Below are 17,450 nucleotides of genomic sequence, written 5' to 3'. Positions count from 1 at the left end.
GGGTCCCCTTACCAGAAGTGACGATGCCGTAACGCAATGGCCACCCAAATCATAATTCCTACCATAATGAGCACGGTGATGACCCAGGAGAGTCCTTGGTTGGCAAAAGGTAACTTGACATTCATCCCATAAAATCCGGTGACAATCGTTGGAATCGTTAAAACTAACGACCAAATCGTCAAGAATTTCATGGTGTCGTTTAAGTTATTATTCAAAACGTTGTTGAAGGTCCGCGAGATCCGGTCGACGACATCTGCCTCGATGGCCGTCATTTCAGAGGTTTGTCGGGCTTCAATAACCGCATCCGCTAGGTGTTCCTTATTCCGGTCAGAGAGTTGTTTACCAAATGGCGTACTCCCCAAGTTGGACACCAGCATGGCGTTGTTCCGCGTCGCACTGACGAAGTAGGCCAGGCTCTGCTGTAGGTTAGATAGCGCGATTAAATCCTTATTATCTGGCGACTGATTCAATTGCTTATCCAGTCGATTCTGCTCCGCATTAATCTTACGAATTGGTGGGATAAATTGGTCAAACAGGATAAAGAGTCCAATCAACATGAACTCATTGGTATCGGCAATCGTCTCCAATTTCAATCGCTCCGTCAGTATCTGATTAACCCACTGCGTCCGCTTGGTGGTAATCGTGAAGATCTGATTACCCTTCAACAGGAACGTGACGGGCCGCGTGATGTAACGCTGCGAGATCTGATCAACCACGACTGGCACGTGAAAGACGATCAGTTGAGTATTCAAATATTCATCGCGATCATAGTGCGACCGTTCGTTAACGTCGGTCACATAGGTAATGATTTCATCCGTGAGACCATACTTAACCTGCAGGGCTTCACGGTCACTATCGTCCTCCATCATTGCCATCACCCAGACCAGGTTTTGGTCACTCGTTCCGATTTTTCTTTCGACAATCACGGCCGCTCACTCCTCTAAAAAACATTGGTTTAAGTGTACCACGACCGCTAAAATTTTGCCTTCTAAATACCAGGAACCGGTTAGTTCGCCTGTTCCAGGCTGGCCGCGTACGCTGCTTCTTGCTTCATCACCCGTTGCCGCTCCTTCTGGTTGTACCAGGGAGAAATCGTGAAGGCCAAGACGTCGTTCAATAGGTAAATCGAGCTATTGATGAACATGGCCAGCGTGGCTGAACCTTGCCGGAAGGAAATAAACCACAGGACCATTTGTGCCAGCCCCGATGCGATCCACCAAACGTATTGGTTGTTGAAGCGTAGGAAGCAAATCACGCCCGCGGACAAGCTGATGGCGAAGCTAATTGCATCGACCCAAGGCCGGGGATCATCGGTAAACGTGCCAATCCCCCAACCGGCAATCAAGTAAACCACGACCGTTGACACCAAAGCCACGGCCCATGACTTCCCAGTAAACCGCCGAATCTTAGCGGCCATATTGACGTTCCAACTAGCACTCAGAAGTACCGGAATATCTAACGTCGCCACGTAAGCCACCTGTTCAAAAATACTCAGATAATTTTTGGCGGCATAGCCGGTCACGATGAAGCAAAAGGCCGAGACAACTCCTAGGAAACCATTGACCGACTTGGCGGCGTTAATCGCCAAAACACAGAGCACCCCTAACGTCGTCCCGATAAAGGTTAAGATCGTCAGCCAAGTGATTGGTGAACTAACCAGGGTCATGACCTGACAACCCAAGCTAAAGAAGAATAAGTAATAATTCTGTTGCGGCCATCCGGTTAATTGATGTGATAAAAATTGAAAATAATGCGTCATATGCTTGTGCTCCCTTATAAATTTAGTTGCCATATCTAGTGTTTCTTGCCGGCGAGATTAGGCTATGAGCACAATATATTGTGGTGTCGTTTTTGAACAACAGGATTGATTATAGCATGAAATTTATTCGAATTGACGGCGAAGTTTAGATTTGTTTCATGAAAAATCCGCATTGATTAATCGCTTTCACGCAAGCTGGACGTCCTGTGAAACAGCTTTTACTAGCTAAAGCAATTTGTCCACATGGTTAAATGTGTGGCGACTTTTGTCCACAAAAAAAGGATCGACGACTTCTCGTCAATCCTCGCTCGGACTATAAATCCTTTTACTTCTCTACTGTATCCGCGTCGTCTTTGGTCGTAATAGCCGCCAACATCTGAGTCAATTGGCCGCAGCTCAAACTGCCGCCTCCAATGCCGCAACCGCTAGCACCATAGCTGCAACCGCCGCGCAATCCGCCAGCGATAATCAAAAAGCACTGAATGACAAGGCTACCGCGGCTAAGTCCACCGCCGACGCTGCCAAGACCGCGGCGAGTGATGCCCAAACTAAGTTCAATGACGCTTCAAGCGCTGCAAGTAGTGCCGATGCTGCCGTCGAGACTGCTAAAATAAATCTTACATCAGCACAAGATGCCAGTTCCGATGCCGACAAGGCCCTTACCACTGCCAAAGCACTATTAGCGACAGACGAAGGCTTGCTTAGTCAAGCTAAGACCGATAAGGATCAGGCCGACAGCAAGCTGGCCACGGTTCGGCAGACCGTTCTCGACGCGTTGATTGCCGCCGCCAACAATAACCACAATAATGGTGGCCAAACTGGCACAACCACGACAACCCCAACGCAACCCGCAACGACGGACACTTCAACGACGCACACCGCTGGCGAACCAGCCACCGATACTGGTAAAAAGCCAGCCAAGGTCGTTAAAAAGGCCACCAAGCCATCGACCAAGAAGAGCACGAAGACTGCTAAGGGTTCCAAACAATCCGGAAAGACTGTCACCAAGGCTAACGGCACTTCAACTGGAACCGGTCATCGAGCAACCTTGACCACCTCTCGTTCCGGTAGTCATAATGGAACGTCCGTGTTGGCCTTTGCCGGCAACCAAGCGCAAGGTGCCTTAACGGCGGTCGTTCCAGCCGTCTCCCACGTTCTTAATCAAGTCACGGGAGAAACCGTGGCCCACGCCGCAACCAAGAATGCCGTCTCGAAGAAACCCGACAAGACGACTTCTAAGGATAAAAAGACCACCGACAAGCAATCCAAGTCAGATAATTCTAATTCGACCACTGGTCAAACGACGAAACAGGCTTCCGCGTCAAACAACAAGGAATCTGCTGCCAACAAGGAAAATGACAAGCACCAACTCTACCTCCTAGGTGGATTGGTTGTCGTTGCCGCAGCCGTCTTCGCCTGGTTCTTCGGCGCTCGCCGTCGTCGCAACCAAGACTAACAGCTTTTAAGTGATTAACTGACAAAGAGGCCTGCTCAACAAATTTAGTTGAGCAGGCCTCTTGCTTTCGTTATATGTTAGTTTTGACGCCAATCATCCAGGTCTTCCTCGTCCGGCAAAATATCGGGATACAAAGCTGAGTATTCCTGGTACAGGTGAAAGGCGGTGGCGACGAAAACCTTCAGGATGGCAAAACCAGGAACCCCGAAGACCACACCGATCAACCCAAACATCTTACCCCCGGCCAACAACACGAAGACAATGGTAATGGGGTGCATTTCCAAACTGTTCCCCATGATCAGTGGTGATAAGACCTGGGTCTCCAGGACCCATTCGATGAGGTAAACCACGATGACCCCAATCAGCATCGACGGACTGGTCAAAAAGCCAATAATCAACGCCGGCACCAGGGCAATGGCCGATCCAAAGTATGGGATCAGGTTCAATGGCCCCGCTAGCAAGCCAATCAGTAAGGCATACCGCAAACCGATAATCGTATAGCCCACGGTGAAGATCGCCATCACACAGAAAGCCACGGTCAGTTGTCCCCGCACATACGAGCTGACCTTCTGATTCATCTGCGCTAGCATCGTCACAAATCGTCCACGATACCGCGTCGGGATAATCTGACTAACGTAATGGGGAAAGCGCGTGCCGTCCTTCAACATGAAGAACAGGACCAGCGGCGCCGTGATTAGGGTGATGACCCAATCCGTAACCGTGGTGACCATGCTACCTAATGAGGTCAGCGTTCCCGTCAAAATGTTAAAGCCTCGTTTCGAAAAGTACGACGTGACGCGATTATTAATCTCAGCCAGCGTCTCACTCGACAACCAGTGATGTTCCCGATTCAGCCGATTGAAGTGCCGCAACAAGTCATTCGAGAATTGCGGTAAGGACGCAATGACCCCAGCCATTTGCCGCGCCAAAAAAGGAATTAACAGGACAAAGACCAAGGCAATCAAGGCGACCGTCAGCACCATGGCAACTGCGATCGCCGTCCCCTGGTTTAGGTGCAGTCGCCGTTCCATGAAGTGGACGAACGGATCTAACACGTAGAACAGGATTCCGGCCACCACCAGGGATGGCGTGGTGATACTGATAAAGCGCCAGATTGGCGTTAGCAACTGAGCATTTTGAAGCAGTTCATGAATGACCAATAATAGCAGGAAGATATTTAATAAAAGAATCGTTATATGATTGTTTAAAAAGCGTCGATAAAACCAGGAGAATCCCGATTCGGACTGGCCCTGTTTGTTCACGGCAACCCCCTCCGTTCAGTACTTTAAGTGTACGGCTAACGGTCGCTTCTGACCAGTCCAGATCGAAAAAAGTCACGCGGTATCCACTACGGTTGGCCCACCTAACCAGAAAAGCAGTCGTGGACTCACGACTGCTTCATCAACCGGTTGAACTAATTAGCGCTTTGAGCAACCTTGACCGTGGCATCAGCCACGGTTCCACTGACTTGGTAAAGCTGTTTGCCCCGGTGCCAACTCACGGAATTGGTCTCATTCTTTTCATCCTGACTGTAAACCGTAATGGCCCCGGTGTCTGCCTTTTTAGGCAAATTACGCTGCGAAATTTGGGTATTGACCCGTTTAGCGAATTGAGTTGGCGTTCCGGTCACATCGGCATTGTTGGTCACGGCGGTCACCGACCAATCCCCCTTGGTCCAATGGACATAGGTATGCCCCATGGTTCCCTGAACGACAGCTCTACTTCCGTGATTCAGTTTCACCGTGGGGCCGTCGGCACTACCCACGTAATCCACCTGATCGGCCGCCAACGTGGCTGATCCATAGGTTTTCTTCTGAAAAGTTGCCGAACTGTCCGCGGAACCTTTAGCCGTGTATTTAACGGTGTAATTTTGCTTGGTCCCGCTCGTTGAATTTGCCACCAGCTTAGTGTGATCAACGTTGACCGTATGCGGTGCGGTTGTCTGGCTCACCGCGCTGACGTTATTAGCGGCATGCATCTGCCGGGCCGTCCCCGACCCCAGCGTCACGATGGCCAACGCGGCGGTAACCCCGGTAATAATCTTTGTCTTTCGTTGCATATTTACTCAGCCTCTCTTCTATTATTCCTTAACGTAGCTCCGCAAAGCCGTCACGTATTTGCCATTGCTTAAGACAAAGTAACGCGACCCCGTCGACCGTTTCTTCATCGCCGTCACCTTCAGCTTCGTTCCTTTAGTAACCGCCTTAGATCGGCTAGACTTGGCAAATGAAGACTTCTGGTACTCATATAACTTCTTCTTAGTCGTCAACGTCTTGGAAGCAGCGACCGACTCGTAGTAAGCATGATTGGAGAACCGGGTATTGGCGGAGATATAGCCGAGATTGGTCTTAATCCGATATGACTTGCCACTTGGCGCCTTCACGACCTTACCGGCCACCTTGTCACCCGAGACATAATAGCTCCCCGTCTTCTTACTTAGACTCGCGTCAGAATAAATATTCAATTTATGGATCAGATTAAATGACCCATGTTGTCCAACCCAGAATCCCGTGGCATCCTGAGATAAGACCCATTTACCAAGAGCCCCAATGTACAAGGCTTGCTTAGACTTTGACTGTGTCAGACGCTTCACCTTCGAAATTTTGTAGAACTTTTGTCGATCGGAACTGGCAATGGCAGTCCCATCCTGATACTTCGATGCGCCCTTATGTAAATAGACGTGTTGACCCGCATTGTACTTGCTGTAGGCATAAGTAACCGGTGTTAACGCCGTCGTCATCCCATCTGTCCACCAATTGATCGGATGAACGGTGGTGACTGCCCGACTGTTATCGGTATATTCACTTAAGGCCGATAAGTAGTTGTGATCCGTGTACTGCCACAGAGCGTATGAGATCGTTGGCGTCGTGGAATAATTAGCAATCCACTGTGCATCAAATTTTTGCCGGGCCGTATTGGCATACGATGTCGCAAATGACTGGTAAGAGTAGAAAACGAGATTCTTATTGGTCAACGACCGCATTTCATTGTACCAAGCCTTCACCGCGGCATTGGTGGTCCCTGAACTCACATCGTTTTCTTCAAAATCCAACACATAGAATTTGGCGCTCTTATTCGACCGATTGTAAAAATCCTTGGCCTCGGTCTTGGCGCTAGCCACACTCGTGAACCGAGCATAGTCGTATTCCCCAAACGGAATTCCGTACTTCACGTAAAGGGCGGTGTTGTTGGTGGCGTAGAGGTCCTTGTACGACGATCCATACTGCCGCCGGTTAATCACAAATGAAACCTGACTTTTTAAATTAGAAACTTGGTTAGCGGTTAATTTACCTTGCCATTCGGAGATATCCGGAATGGCCAAGGTGCCCGCGTGGGCAACGGCTTGGCCGCTCCACGCAATCCCCAGCAGTGCACTAGCAGCAACAACTGCTTGGGTTAATCGCTTGGCCCAAAGGTGTGTATTCGACATAATCTTGGCACTTCCCTACTTAAATTTGGTGTGCCCTACTCCTAGCCGTGTGGACTCTCCCCAACACGAAAGCTCCCCTTTATTCACCTCCTCATTTCCTAAACCAGTTTCACTGTAACCTTTTTTCGTGTGCAATTCGTGACAGATCAATTGCAGTTTAATTACCGCGTCTTACAATTATATTTATTACAGAAAGCCTGTTAAATCAACGATACCGCCAACTATCAGGTTGGCAAATCATTAAGAATTCAATCGGCAGTCGACCTAGTTTTCGCCATCTCACTCGTCTTACACCGAACCACACCTGGAGCAATGTTAAAAGGGACCCCGGCCGCCTTAATATAAAGTTATTTATCATCAATTGAGTTGATGAGCCGTCTGTCCGCACTTGAAACCGCCAATATGCGAATAATTATATTTTGTTCCCGTTGATCGTTCAGAAACAATCGCGTATGATGGGCCTAAACATTCTAAATCAATAGGAGGTCCACCATGCGTCGTGCTCTGTTAAGTGTTTCTGATAAAGTCGGTCTCGTTGAATTTGCCCAAACCCTGGTCTCTCAGGATTTTGAAATTGTCTCGACCGGTGGAACCCTCGCCGCCTTAGCCGCGGCCGGCATTTCGGCCATCCCAATCGAAGAAGTCACGCACTTCCCAGAAATGTTAGATGGTCGGGTGAAGACGCTGAATCCACGCGTTTTTGGTGGAATTCTCGCCCGCCGGAACAATCCGGACCACCTGCAAACATTACAGGAACACGTGATTGCCCCCATCGATCTGGTCTGCGTGAACCTCTATCCCTTTGCCAAAACCATTGCCCAGGCCGATGTGACCCTAACAACGGCAACGGAACAGATCGACATTGGCGGGCCCTCCTTAATTCGGGCCGCGGCAAAGAACTATCAAGATGTCCTGGTGGTCTGCGATCCCGCCGACTATGACCAAGTTAGTCAGTCGCTGATTGAACATACTGACGACTTGCTATTCCGGAAACACTTGGCAGCCAAGGTCTTTCATCACACGGCACATTACGATGCGATTATTGCCAACTACTTAACCGATGAAGCCAAGCCCGAAACATTGACCCTCACCTATCAACGAAAACAAGCCTTGCGCTACGGTGAAAACCCACAACAGACCGCGACCTTCTATCAGGCCGATCAACCGGTACCTTTCTCAATTGCAGCCGCCAAACAACTGCACGGAAAGCCCTTATCCTACAACAACATCAAAGACGCTGATGCAGGTCTGGGCCTGATTCGAGAATACGAAGAACCCACCGTCGTTGCCCTAAAGCACATGAACCCCTGCGGCATTGGAACGGCTGCCGACCTGACAACCGCTTGGGACAAATGCTACGCCGCTGACTCCATGTCCATCTTCGGTGGGATCATCGTCCTCAACCGGCCCGTTGACCTAGCCACCGCAACCAAAATGCACCATCTCTTCTTAGAAATTATCATCGCTCCCAGCTTTGACAACGACGCCTACGATGTACTGGCGAAGAAGAAAAATCTTCGATTGCTCACGGTAGACTTTACGTCGTCACAGGCACCGGAAGCTGACGAAGTGTTGAGCGTCCGAGGTGGCTTGCTCCGACAGGAACCCGATACGGTCGTCGACGATCCCGCCAATTTTAAAGTCGTTAGTCATGCCCAACCAACAGACGAACAACTTCGGGCCGTAACCTTCGGCTTAAAAGCCATCAAGTTCGTTAAGAGCAATGCGATTGTGGTCAATTCGGCCACACAGACTCTAGGGATTGGGCCCGGTCAGATGAACCGCATTGATGCCGTCAAAATTGCCGTGGGTAAGGCCGAAACTCAGCCGGACTTTAACCAAGCGGTACTGATTTCCGACGCCTTCTTCCCAATGGATGACTGTGTCGAATACGCTGCACAGCATGGCATCAAGGTCATTGCCGAACCTGGTGGTAGCATTCGTGACAATGATTCCATCGCCATGGCCAATGCATACGGCGTTGCCCTTATCTTCACCGGCAACCGGCACTTCCGGCACTAGATCGCGACAAAAGAGAGTGGGACAAAAGGCAATTGGCCGGCGAGCATTAAGGCTGATAACCGAATAATCCTGGTTTTGGATTGTTTGGGTAGCAGTTTTAAGCGGAATCGGCTGCCTTTGGTCGCACGTTTCGACCATATCGACTGGTACGCAAAAACGGGTCTGGGGGTTTTGTCCCAGACCCGTTTTGCCAAAATACATCAAAGTTAATCCCCCTTAAAAATAGGTAAACATTAGGTCAACCCTGACCACTAACTTTGAATTACGTCTATTATTAATTAATAAACAGACTCAATTCAGTTAATTTTGGGGGAGAGGATCATTATGACACAAATAACAATTCCACGATTAACCGTAGTCGTTCCCTGTTACAACGAGGAACCCGTCTTACCCACCAGCGCAGCGATTTTGGGGAAAATTCTGCAACGGTTGATGGATGACCATGAAGTGACAACTGACAGTCGGATACTCTTCGTGGACGATGGCAGTCACGACCAAACCTGGGCACAAATTATTCAGTTGGAACAAACCAATGCCATGTTTTCTGGTGTTCGTTTCAGCCGTAACTTTGGCCAAGAGGCCGCCCTAATTGCCGGCCTACAAACTGCTCATCCGTACTCGGACCTCACCATCAGTATCGATGCCGACCTGCAAGATGACCCCACGCTAATTCCAACGATGGTTGCTAAGGCCAAGGCCGGTAATGACATCGTCTACGGGGTCCGTAATGACCGCTCCACCGACACCTGGTTCAAGCGTAGCACAGCTGAAGGCTTCTATTGGTTCATGCGTAAACTCGGGGTCGACCTAGTTCCTAACCACTCTGACTTTCGGCTACTAACTCGTCGCGTTGTGGGCGCCTTACTAGCCTGTCGCGAGTCCAAGCCCTTCATTCGGGGGATCATCCCACAACTTGGTTTCCCCTCGACGAAGGTCTATTACAAGCGTCAACCACGGCAAGCCGGGGTATCCAAGTATCCCCTGCGAAAAATGATCCGCTTCGCCTTAGATGGCTTGTTATCATTTACCATTGCCCCCATCCGGGCCGTCCTTTACTCTGGCCTAATCATTTGCGGTGGGGCCTTAGCAATGCTGATCTGGATTCTTTGGACCCACCTTCAAGGAACCGTCGTTACCGGCTGGAGTTCCATCATGGCCTCCCTCTGGTTTCTCGGGGGATTTCAACTCATCGCCATCAGTATCATTGGTGAATACGTTGGCCGAACCTTTACCGAAGTTAAACACCGGCCACGCTTCATCATTCAAACGGATACCTATTCACCTAAATTCTCAACAACCCAACCGGCCGCGGTGACATTACACTTCGAACGGCCCTCCGTCACTAAATAAGGGAGTCTCGACATGCGAATCCGTCAACATCTTTTCGCCACGCTCGGTGGCCTAATCAGTCTTATGTTGTTCGTTGCCACCGGTTTAGCGTTTGCGCTGCCGGTGACTTTTCGCGTGGATCACGACTGGCTATCGCCCTTAGTTATTCTAATCGGCGCGGGAGTTTATCTCGGGGGCCTCGGTTTGACTTTCAGAGCCCTGCACCATACCAGTGATCGCCGTAACCACTGGATCGGCCGGGGCCTCTGGCTCCTGTTACTAGTCATTCAAGTCTTTGTCGCCATTCACTGGATCGCCGCGCCACGGGCTGATCTCTACTTCGTTCATCAACAGGCGCTGGCACTATTAGACGGGAGTCATCAGTGGGCGCCGTACTTTCAAACCTATCCCAACAATGTGAACCTCACGATTCTACTGAGTGGCCTCTTGAGCTTGGGACGAACGGTCCTGGGTGAACATACCGGTCTCTGGCTCAATCTGGTTCAATTTGCTTGGCTTGACCTCAGTCTTTGGGCCAGCTGGCGCCAGCTTAAGCGACTAAGCATCGTTCGAGCGAACCTCTTCTTAGTCATCGTCTTGGGGACGGTCCCGTTGTACGCATATGCCTTGAACACCTACACCGACACCTATGTTTTACCATTGGTACTCTTAAGTCTCGTCGCTTTCCGACGATTGCAAGACACAATCACCTGGCCACAAATCACTGGGTGGAGTATTATTCTTGGCCTGATCGTGACAAGTGCCTACCTGTTAAAGGCTAACTTTATCGTGTTGATTATCGCCGTACTTTTGGCCCTCCTGTTGCTAAAGAACCGGGCCCCGCAGCCTAATATTACCCGCAGCATCGCCATCTTAATCTTGTTGGCATCGCTGGCAACGGGGACCAGCCTGATGCATTCCGTCCAGCGCCAACAGGGTTACCACACTAACGGCGCCGTCCTGCCACCAGTGAGCTGGATTGCCATGAGTTGGAATCCTGACCTGTATGGCCAATACAATCGGGCCGATGCCACTCAAATTATCAAGCAACCGACCCCCGCGGCTAAGAAAGCGGTCGCTAAACAGAATTTAATCAACCGTCTCCATCAGTTGGGCCCCGTCGGCATTATCGGACACCTTTTCAAGAAGGCCCAACTCTTCTTCGCGACCGGAACATTCGACGCGTTTCAGATCTCACCAGAGTTCGATCGAGCGCCTAACTGGTACCGGCAGCATCGTGCAACAACCGACTGGTTTCTCGCTAACTGGTGCCAAATGAATTACCTAGCACTGTTACTGGTCAACCTCGGCTGGGGACTTCAACAGCTCCGACGGCGACGAATTAGCGCTAGTTTCCTAATGGCCGGCCTCTTTGTCTTAGGACTAGCGGCCTTCCACATCATCTTTTGGGAAACGGAGGAACGGTACGCCCTGCCAATCCTGCCACTCTTAATAGCCGGCACTGCGGCCGGTTATCGCCAGCCACTCAACCTATTCCAGAAGTCCGACCAACTGCGCTGGTTACCGCTGGGCATGGGCGTCACCTTTACCCTAGTCTTAGGACTGGCCGCCTGGCAAAATACCGGGCTGATCACCCACTCCAACAGCGAACCGGTCAGTGTTATTAGCCAGGGCGAAGGGCGCTACTATCAAAATCACCATTACCGGTTACTGCCCCACCAAAAGGTCTCTCAACCCTTCACGGCCACCCTGCCCTTTGACCAATTTATCATTAACAATGGGGAATCGGTCGCCGGAAGGATCACCCTCACCAACGCCAAGGGCAAGACCATCTGGCAGACCCATGACCAAGAGATCGATCTGTTAGGAACCATTCCTTTGCAACCAGCCGGCCGTTATACCCTATCGGTCCAGAACACCGGGACTGAAAGTTTCCGGCTCATCTCTGCGCCAGCTAACTATCCATTGTTACCCCAGGGTATCCGTCAGCATCCTCACCAGTACCTACGTTTCTTCGTTCAACAACGTAGTATTGCGCCGGTCCTGTCGCACGGAAAGTTCTGGCTCCTGTTCGGCGCCCTATGGTTGGGTGGGCTGTTAATTATCGATCGGTTTTACTGGTATCGGCGTCAAATTTAAAATAATCAATCAAATAACTTGCCTTAAGGTTACTCGAGGGTACTACACTAGATCATGAAGCGTTACTCACGCTTATGACCAGTACCCCAAATCAACCGACAAAGGAAGTTATTTTTTTGACTAAAAAACTTATTAATCAGGCAAAATTAACCGGTGAGCGGGCCCTCTTTCAGGCTCACGACCTGCATATTACCAACAGTATCTTCGAAGATGGCGAATCACCGTTGAAACACGGCCAAAACCTAGCCATTGACCATACCATTTTCAAGTGGAAGTATCCCCTGTGGTACACCAACCACGCGACCCTCAACCACACGACCTGGCAACCAGAGGCCCACGCCGGCATTTGGTATACCCAGGGGTTAACGATGACACACACTCGGGTACGAGCCACCAAGACCTTCCGGCACGCCAGCGATCTTCACTTAAATGACGTGACCTTTTCCAATGCCGGCGAAACTCTCTGGTGGTGTCAAAACGTCCAACTGGACAATGTGACCGCCACTGGCGATTATTTTGGCATGAACAACGAAAATGTCGTGGCCAACAATTTGACCATCAACGGGAACTACGCCTTCGATGGCAGTAAGAACATTGAGGTGCATAACTCCACCTTCATCACCCACGACGCCTTCTAGAACTGTGACAACGTCACGATCTATGATTCCACCATCATTGGCGAATATCTGGCCTGGAACACCAAGAACATCACCTTCGTTAACTGTTGGATTGAAAGCGAACAAGGGTTATGTTACGTTGATCACCTAACGATGACAAATTGTGCACTGGTAAATACCAACCTGGCCTTCGAATACTGCTCCGACATCGATGCCTCGATCACGACCGAAATCACCAGCGTCAAAAACCCCATCAGTGGGAAGATTACGGCACTGGCGATCGGCGAAACAATCTTCGATGACCCCAAGATTGATCCCAGCCAAACAACGATCACCATCGGTAACCAGGAGGCTAACCCAAATGACTAATAACTTTTCAGAAATGATTGATCGGCGCAACACCAATTCCGTTAAGTGGGATGTTGGCGCCGACGAGCTGCCCATGTGGGTGGCTGACATGGATTTCCGAACCGCCCCGGCCATTGTCGAAGCCATCAAGCAAAAGGCAGACACCGGAATCTTTGGCTACGAAGAAGTCCCCGACGAGTACTTTGCCGCAGTTCAACAGTGGTATACCAACGAACACAACTGGAAACCACAGCCTTGTTGGATGCGGTTCGTGACGGGGGTTGTTCCCGCTATTTCCTCGGCCGTACGTCGACTTTCAAACGTTGGGGACAACGTTCTGATCCAGGCACCCGTGTATAATATTTTCTACAATTCAATCATCAATAATGGTCGGCATATTCTCTCAAGCGATCTAAAAAATAACGAAGGCGTGTATGAAATCGACTGGGACGATTTGGCTACTAAGATGGCCGAACCCCTGACCACTATGATGATCCTATGCAATCCCCATAATCCCGTGGGCAAGGTCTGGCAACCAGCTGAATTACGCCGAATTGCCGAACTAGCCGAAAGCAATCACGTCACCGTTTTCGCCGATGAAATTCACGGAGATATCACGGACTCCGGTCACGGTTACACGCCATTCGCTGCCGCTAGTGACACGGCTGCCAACCTTAGTGTGACCGCGGTCTCCCCCCAGCAAGACGTTTAACGTGGCCGCCCTACACGCCGCCACGTTGATCATCCCCAATGAACGATTACGTAACATCGTGGACCGCGGTATCAATACGGATGAACTGGCCGAACCCAATGCATTCGCCATCCCTGGAACGATCGCGGCGTACACACAGGGGGCCGACTGGGTCCATGAACTCAATACCACGATCACAGCCAACAAGCAGACACTGACTAAATTTGTGGCGAAAAACATTCCCCAAATTCACGTCATTACCGGCCACGCAACCTATCTGGTCTGGCTCGACTGCGCGGAAATCAGCCATGACTCCGTCAAACTTTGCCAAGCCATTCGTGACACAACCGGTTTATTCCTGTCGGACGGTGCCGAATATGGCGGCGATGGTGGTCACTATCTGCGGATCAACGTTGCCTGCCCGCCAGAGCGCCTTCAAGACGGCCTGAACCGACTGGCAACGGGGATTAACAACTATCAAGAATAATTAATAGCAGACACTTGTTAGGTGAACTAACAGGGGTCTGTTTTTATTTACGCTTAGCTTGCGGTAACCGAGGGCCAGAAGACGCCGTGACTCGCTGGCAATGCTATACTTTGGACATAATTATTACCAAATTTATGGGGAGGTCTTCATCCATGCCAATTAATTCAGCTGATGCCCAAGACGTCTACCGCGACGCCGGCGAAAACATTTTCTTTCTAACCTACCTGATCGACCGAGAACATCTCGAACGGGACCGCGATGCCCTCGCGGAGTTTGCCGATCGACTAGCTGCCATCGAACGTAGCATGGCCGTCCGATATCCCAATGCCGACCTCAAGGTAGCCTTCGGAATTGGTGCCACGGCCTGGCGACTGCTCTTCCCCCATGCCAACCGCCCGAAGGAATTGGCCGACTTTACCGGCGTTACCGGGCCTAAATATAGTGCACCGGCCACGGCCGGCGATCTCTTTCTCCACATTCGAGCTAACGAGATGGCCGTCGTTTACGAGTTAATCGACCAAGCCAACCGTTTTCTGCGTGACTGGACCACCGTGATCGATGCCACTCCGGGTTTTCGCTACTTTGAAGGCCGGGCGATCATCGGCTTCGTGGACGGCACCGAAAATCCAGCGGCCAATGACGCGACACCCTACGCCCTGATTGGCGACGAAGATCCCGAGTTCATTAATGGATCTTACGCGTTTGCCCAAAAATACGTCCACAACCTGGACGCTTGGGACGGCCTCGCCACGGACGATCAGGAAGCCGCTATTGGCCGCCACAAGTTCAATGACCTGGAATTAACCGACGACCAAAAGCTGGCAAACGCTCACAACGTTGCCTCCCAAGATAATCACGATGACATTGAACACAAGATTGTCCGAATGAACGTCCCCTACATCAATGAGGCCGATAACATCCGGGGGACCTACTTCATCGGTTATGCCCGTCACTTGGCAGTGACCCTGCGAATGCTCACGAACATGTTCACTAAGAGTGACCGCCTGCTAGACTTCAGTACGCCCGTGACTGGTTGTGTCTTTTTCATCCCCTCCCGGTCGTTACTAGAACGCATTGCCGCTGGCGAGCTCATTGACTAGTCGCTTGGCTGCCTCAAAGTGCGTCATGCCCGCCCCCTAAAATCATCGTCTTACTGAATTATTTGTATTTGAGATAATTTGTCAAAAGGCGTTGTTATCCCTTTATTTAAAACATTGCGAGCGCATACATCATCTCGTACAACGTTGACGGTTCCAAATTAAGAGGGTATCTTAAGGGGGGTATTATATCGATTAAATGACGATTAGTGGACACTATCAATGGGTAGTTCCACGAATCAATTCATAATTTAAGGAGTTGAACCACTTTGGACGAGGCTGAAAGAGAACGCGGCCCTTGGCGTCGTAATTTACGAGTTCTCTGGTTTTGTACGTTCGTCGCAGGGATGGCGTTTAGTGAAATCATGCCGTTCCTGTCGTTATATATTGGTAGTTTAGGTGATTACAGCAAGTCGCAAGTCACCATGTATGCCGGGCTGGTCTACGCAGCCGATTTCTTTGTCAGTGCCATCTCCGCCCCGCTCTGGGGGATGATTGCCGACAAAAAGGGACGCAAACTCATGCTGTTGCGGGCCTCCTTTGGGACGGCCATCGCCATGGGTCTGATGGGTTTTGCCACGACTGTTTGGCAATTGGTGGCGTTACGGGCCTTACAAGGCGTCTTTGCGGGCTATATTTCTAACGCGCAGGCCCTTGTGGCTTCCCAGACCCCCCGAAAGCACAGTGGCGCTGCCCTGAGTACCCTGATGACCGGCGTCACCAGTGGGATGCTACTGGGCCCAGTGATTGGCGGGATCTTAGCCCAACTATTCTCCATTCGGCTAACTTTCTTTATCACCGCCTTCCTACTATTATTAACCTTCGTGCTCAGTTGGATCTTCGTTCAAGAAAAGTTCAAACCGGTTCCAGCCAAGCCGGCTTCCGAGAAGAGCCTGAATCCATTGGCGGCGTTTCCCAAGCCTAAATTAATTCTGGTACTGTTAACCTCCACCTTAATTGTGCAATTCGGGAATATTTCCATTTCACCCATCATCAGTCTCTACGTTAAGGAACTGATGCATAACGTCGGTCCCATTACCGTGGTCGCCGGAATTATTGCGGCGTTACCCGGGATCTCCAACATCTTCGCCTCGCCACGCTTAGGACGTTACGGTGATAAACACGGATCCGGGAAGGTGCTAATCTTTGGCTATATTTTCGCCACGGTCATGTATCTGCCGCAAGGCTTCGTCCACAGTGTCTGGATGCTGGGGATTCTTCGCTTCATGATCGGGATTTCCGATGGGGCCTTATTCCCAGAAATTCAAACGCTCTTGACCAAAAATTCACCGATCGAGTTGACCTCCACCGTCTTCAGTTGGAATCAATCGTTCCAAGCCATCGGTAACATGATGGGGTCCCTCTTAGGGGGCTGGATTGCCGGGATCTTCAACTACAACGCGGTCTTCATCTCAACGGCCATGTTGATGCTGATTAACCTGGCCATGATCTGGTGGCTGGTGCCTGAACTACGGCATACCAAGTTGCGACCAGCTTAACCATCCGTTTCACCAAATTAGGACAATTAAAACAGGGACTATGACGGCTGTCATAGTCCCTGTTTAGGTTGTCCACGACTCGCGCCGCAGTCACTTCTATCCTGCTTGTTGACCGGTAAGGGGATCGAAGGGAATGACTTCACTGGGAACCGGTGTGCTACCCAAGAGTGTGCCAATACCGCCCAAACCAGTAATGAAATCATAGTGCAATTGGGCCTGTGCCAACTGCTGCCGTGCCATCCGAATTTCTCCGGGCAAGTCATCAATGTCATCGGTTCGACTAATCATCAATGACCGCGTTCCCGTCGCATTAGCCGCCGTGACCAACGTTTTGACCATTGCGGTTAACCGAATAGTTGGCACTAGCGCCACGACAACGTCTTGATCTAACATGGCAGCCGTTAACCCGCCTTCGTCCAAGACTTCCTCGGTAAGGGCTTGAATCGATTCGGCCAGACGGACTCTACTAGGGGTGTAGACCGTCAATTGAAACTGTTGATTATGACTGAGGTCATCTACATACCGTTGTGCGGCGGTATCTAGAGCCCCGATGATGAGCACTCTTTTCAAGATCATAACTTCCTTTCGCTTGATCATAAAAATGATTATAGTGGG

General features: G+C 50.5%; 12 protein-coding genes and 2 pseudogenes. 8 read left to right on the top strand and 6 right to left on the bottom strand.

Annotated elements, in window-relative coordinates:
• Positions 1 to 8 precede the first annotated feature (8 nt).
• Together LSE01S_RS05680 and pnuC are read right to left on the bottom strand one after the other, a co-directional pair.
• Positions 9 to 926 (bottom strand): magnesium transporter CorA family protein, encoded by a 918-nt coding sequence (locus tag LSE01S_RS05680; RefSeq protein WP_061776664.1) that lies wholly within the window; start codon positions 924 to 926, stop codon positions 9 to 11.
• Between the two features lie 80 nt (positions 927 to 1,006).
• The gene (gene pnuC, locus LSE01S_RS05675) at positions 1,007 to 1,759 is read right to left on the bottom strand and encodes a nicotinamide riboside transporter PnuC (protein WP_061776663.1); all 753 of its coding nucleotides are present in this window, start codon (positions 1,757 to 1,759) and stop codon (positions 1,007 to 1,009) included.
• A gap of 385 nt (positions 1,760 to 2,144) precedes the next feature.
• On the opposite strand from pnuC, the gene LSE01S_RS05670 reads away from it, so the two are divergent.
• Positions 2,145 to 3,215, top strand: a complete 1,071-nt coding sequence (locus tag LSE01S_RS05670; RefSeq protein ID WP_061776662.1) for a hypothetical protein — start codon at positions 2,145 to 2,147, stop codon at positions 3,213 to 3,215.
• A 77-nt stretch (positions 3,216 to 3,292) separates the two neighbouring features.
• Here the strand turns inward: LSE01S_RS05670 and LSE01S_RS05665 are convergent, their stop codons facing one another.
• The 3 genes from LSE01S_RS05665 to LSE01S_RS05655 form a co-directional block, all read right to left on the bottom strand.
• Positions 3,293 to 4,477: an AI-2E family transporter gene (locus LSE01S_RS05665; protein WP_061776661.1), complete on the bottom strand. Its 1,185-nt coding sequence runs from the start codon at positions 4,475 to 4,477 to the stop codon at positions 3,293 to 3,295.
• Positions 4,478 to 4,629: 152 nt separating this feature from the next.
• Positions 4,630 to 5,274 carry a hypothetical protein gene (locus tag LSE01S_RS05660; RefSeq protein ID WP_061776660.1) on the bottom strand — a complete coding sequence of 215 codons (645 nt, stop codon included), beginning with the start codon at positions 5,272 to 5,274 and terminating at the stop codon, positions 4,630 to 4,632.
• A 21-nt stretch (positions 5,275 to 5,295) separates the two neighbouring features.
• Positions 5,296 to 6,645: a GH25 family lysozyme gene (locus tag LSE01S_RS05655; RefSeq protein WP_061776659.1), complete on the bottom strand. Its 1,350-nt coding sequence runs from the start codon at positions 6,643 to 6,645 to the stop codon at positions 5,296 to 5,298.
• Positions 6,646 to 7,137: 492 nt separating this feature from the next.
• On the opposite strand from LSE01S_RS05655, the gene purH reads away from it, so the two are divergent.
• The 7 genes and pseudogenes from purH to LSE01S_RS05620 all read left to right on the top strand — a co-directional run bounded on the left by purH (position 7,138) and on the right by LSE01S_RS05620 (position 16,835).
• Complete coding sequence (purH, locus tag LSE01S_RS05650; protein WP_061776658.1) at positions 7,138 to 8,667, top strand: bifunctional phosphoribosylaminoimidazolecarboxamide formyltransferase/IMP cyclohydrolase; 1,530 nt, start codon at positions 7,138 to 7,140, stop codon at positions 8,665 to 8,667.
• A gap of 333 nt (positions 8,668 to 9,000) precedes the next feature.
• A complete protein-coding gene (locus LSE01S_RS05645) occupies positions 9,001 to 10,017 on the top strand; it encodes a glycosyltransferase family 2 protein (protein ID WP_162257436.1) in 1,017 nt (338 codons plus the stop codon).
• Positions 10,018 to 10,029: 12 nt separating this feature from the next.
• The gene (locus LSE01S_RS05640) at positions 10,030 to 12,096 is read left to right on the top strand and encodes a glycosyltransferase-like membrane protein (protein ID WP_061776656.1); all 2,067 of its coding nucleotides are present in this window, start codon (positions 10,030 to 10,032) and stop codon (positions 12,094 to 12,096) included.
• A 74-nt stretch (positions 12,097 to 12,170) separates the two neighbouring features.
• Positions 12,171 to 13,082, top strand: a pseudogene (locus LSE01S_RS05635) (DUF3737 family protein).
• Positions 13,075 to 14,239, top strand: a pseudogene (locus LSE01S_RS05630) (MalY/PatB family protein). The pseudogenes LSE01S_RS05635 and LSE01S_RS05630 overlap by 8 nt, the downstream one beginning before the upstream one ends.
• A gap of 152 nt (positions 14,240 to 14,391) precedes the next feature.
• Complete coding sequence (locus tag LSE01S_RS05625) at positions 14,392 to 15,339, top strand: Dyp-type peroxidase (RefSeq protein WP_061776655.1); 948 nt, start codon at positions 14,392 to 14,394, stop codon at positions 15,337 to 15,339.
• A 266-nt stretch (positions 15,340 to 15,605) separates the two neighbouring features.
• Positions 15,606 to 16,835, top strand: a complete 1,230-nt coding sequence (locus LSE01S_RS05620; protein WP_061776654.1) for an MFS transporter — start codon at positions 15,606 to 15,608, stop codon at positions 16,833 to 16,835.
• Between the two features lie 96 nt (positions 16,836 to 16,931).
• Here the strand turns inward: LSE01S_RS05620 and LSE01S_RS05615 are convergent, their stop codons facing one another.
• Positions 16,932 to 17,396, bottom strand: coding sequence for a Rossmann-fold NAD(P)-binding domain-containing protein (locus LSE01S_RS05615; protein ID WP_235808306.1), 465 nt, complete (start codon positions 17,394 to 17,396; stop codon positions 16,932 to 16,934).
• Positions 17,397 to 17,450: the final 54 nt, after the last annotated feature.

Origin of the sequence: Levilactobacillus senmaizukei DSM 21775 = NBRC 103853 (assembly GCF_001592085.1) — a bacterium.
Lineage (GTDB): Bacteria > Bacillota > Bacilli > Lactobacillales > Lactobacillaceae > Levilactobacillus > Levilactobacillus senmaizukei.
Note: the sequence above shows the minus strand (reverse complement) of the source record. Positions and strands in the feature narration are given on the sequence as shown.

Excerpts from the sequence above, each read along its gene's own strand:
- pnuC (WP_061776663.1), bottom strand. The coding sequence starts at position 1,759 with ATGACGCATTATTTTCAATTTTTATCACATCAATTAACCGGATGGCCG.
- LSE01S_RS05660 (WP_061776660.1), bottom strand. The coding sequence starts at position 5,274 with ATGCAACGAAAGACAAAGATTATTACCGGGGTTACCGCCGCGTTGGCC.
- LSE01S_RS05655 (WP_061776659.1), bottom strand. The coding sequence starts at position 6,645 with ATGTCGAATACACACCTTTGGGCCAAGCGATTAACCCAAGCAGTTGTT.
- purH (WP_061776658.1), top strand. The coding sequence starts at position 7,138 with ATGCGTCGTGCTCTGTTAAGTGTTTCTGATAAAGTCGGTCTCGTTGAA.
- LSE01S_RS05640 (WP_061776656.1), top strand. The coding sequence starts at position 10,030 with ATGCGAATCCGTCAACATCTTTTCGCCACGCTCGGTGGCCTAATCAGT.
- LSE01S_RS05625 (WP_061776655.1), top strand. The coding sequence starts at position 14,392 with ATGCCAATTAATTCAGCTGATGCCCAAGACGTCTACCGCGACGCCGGC.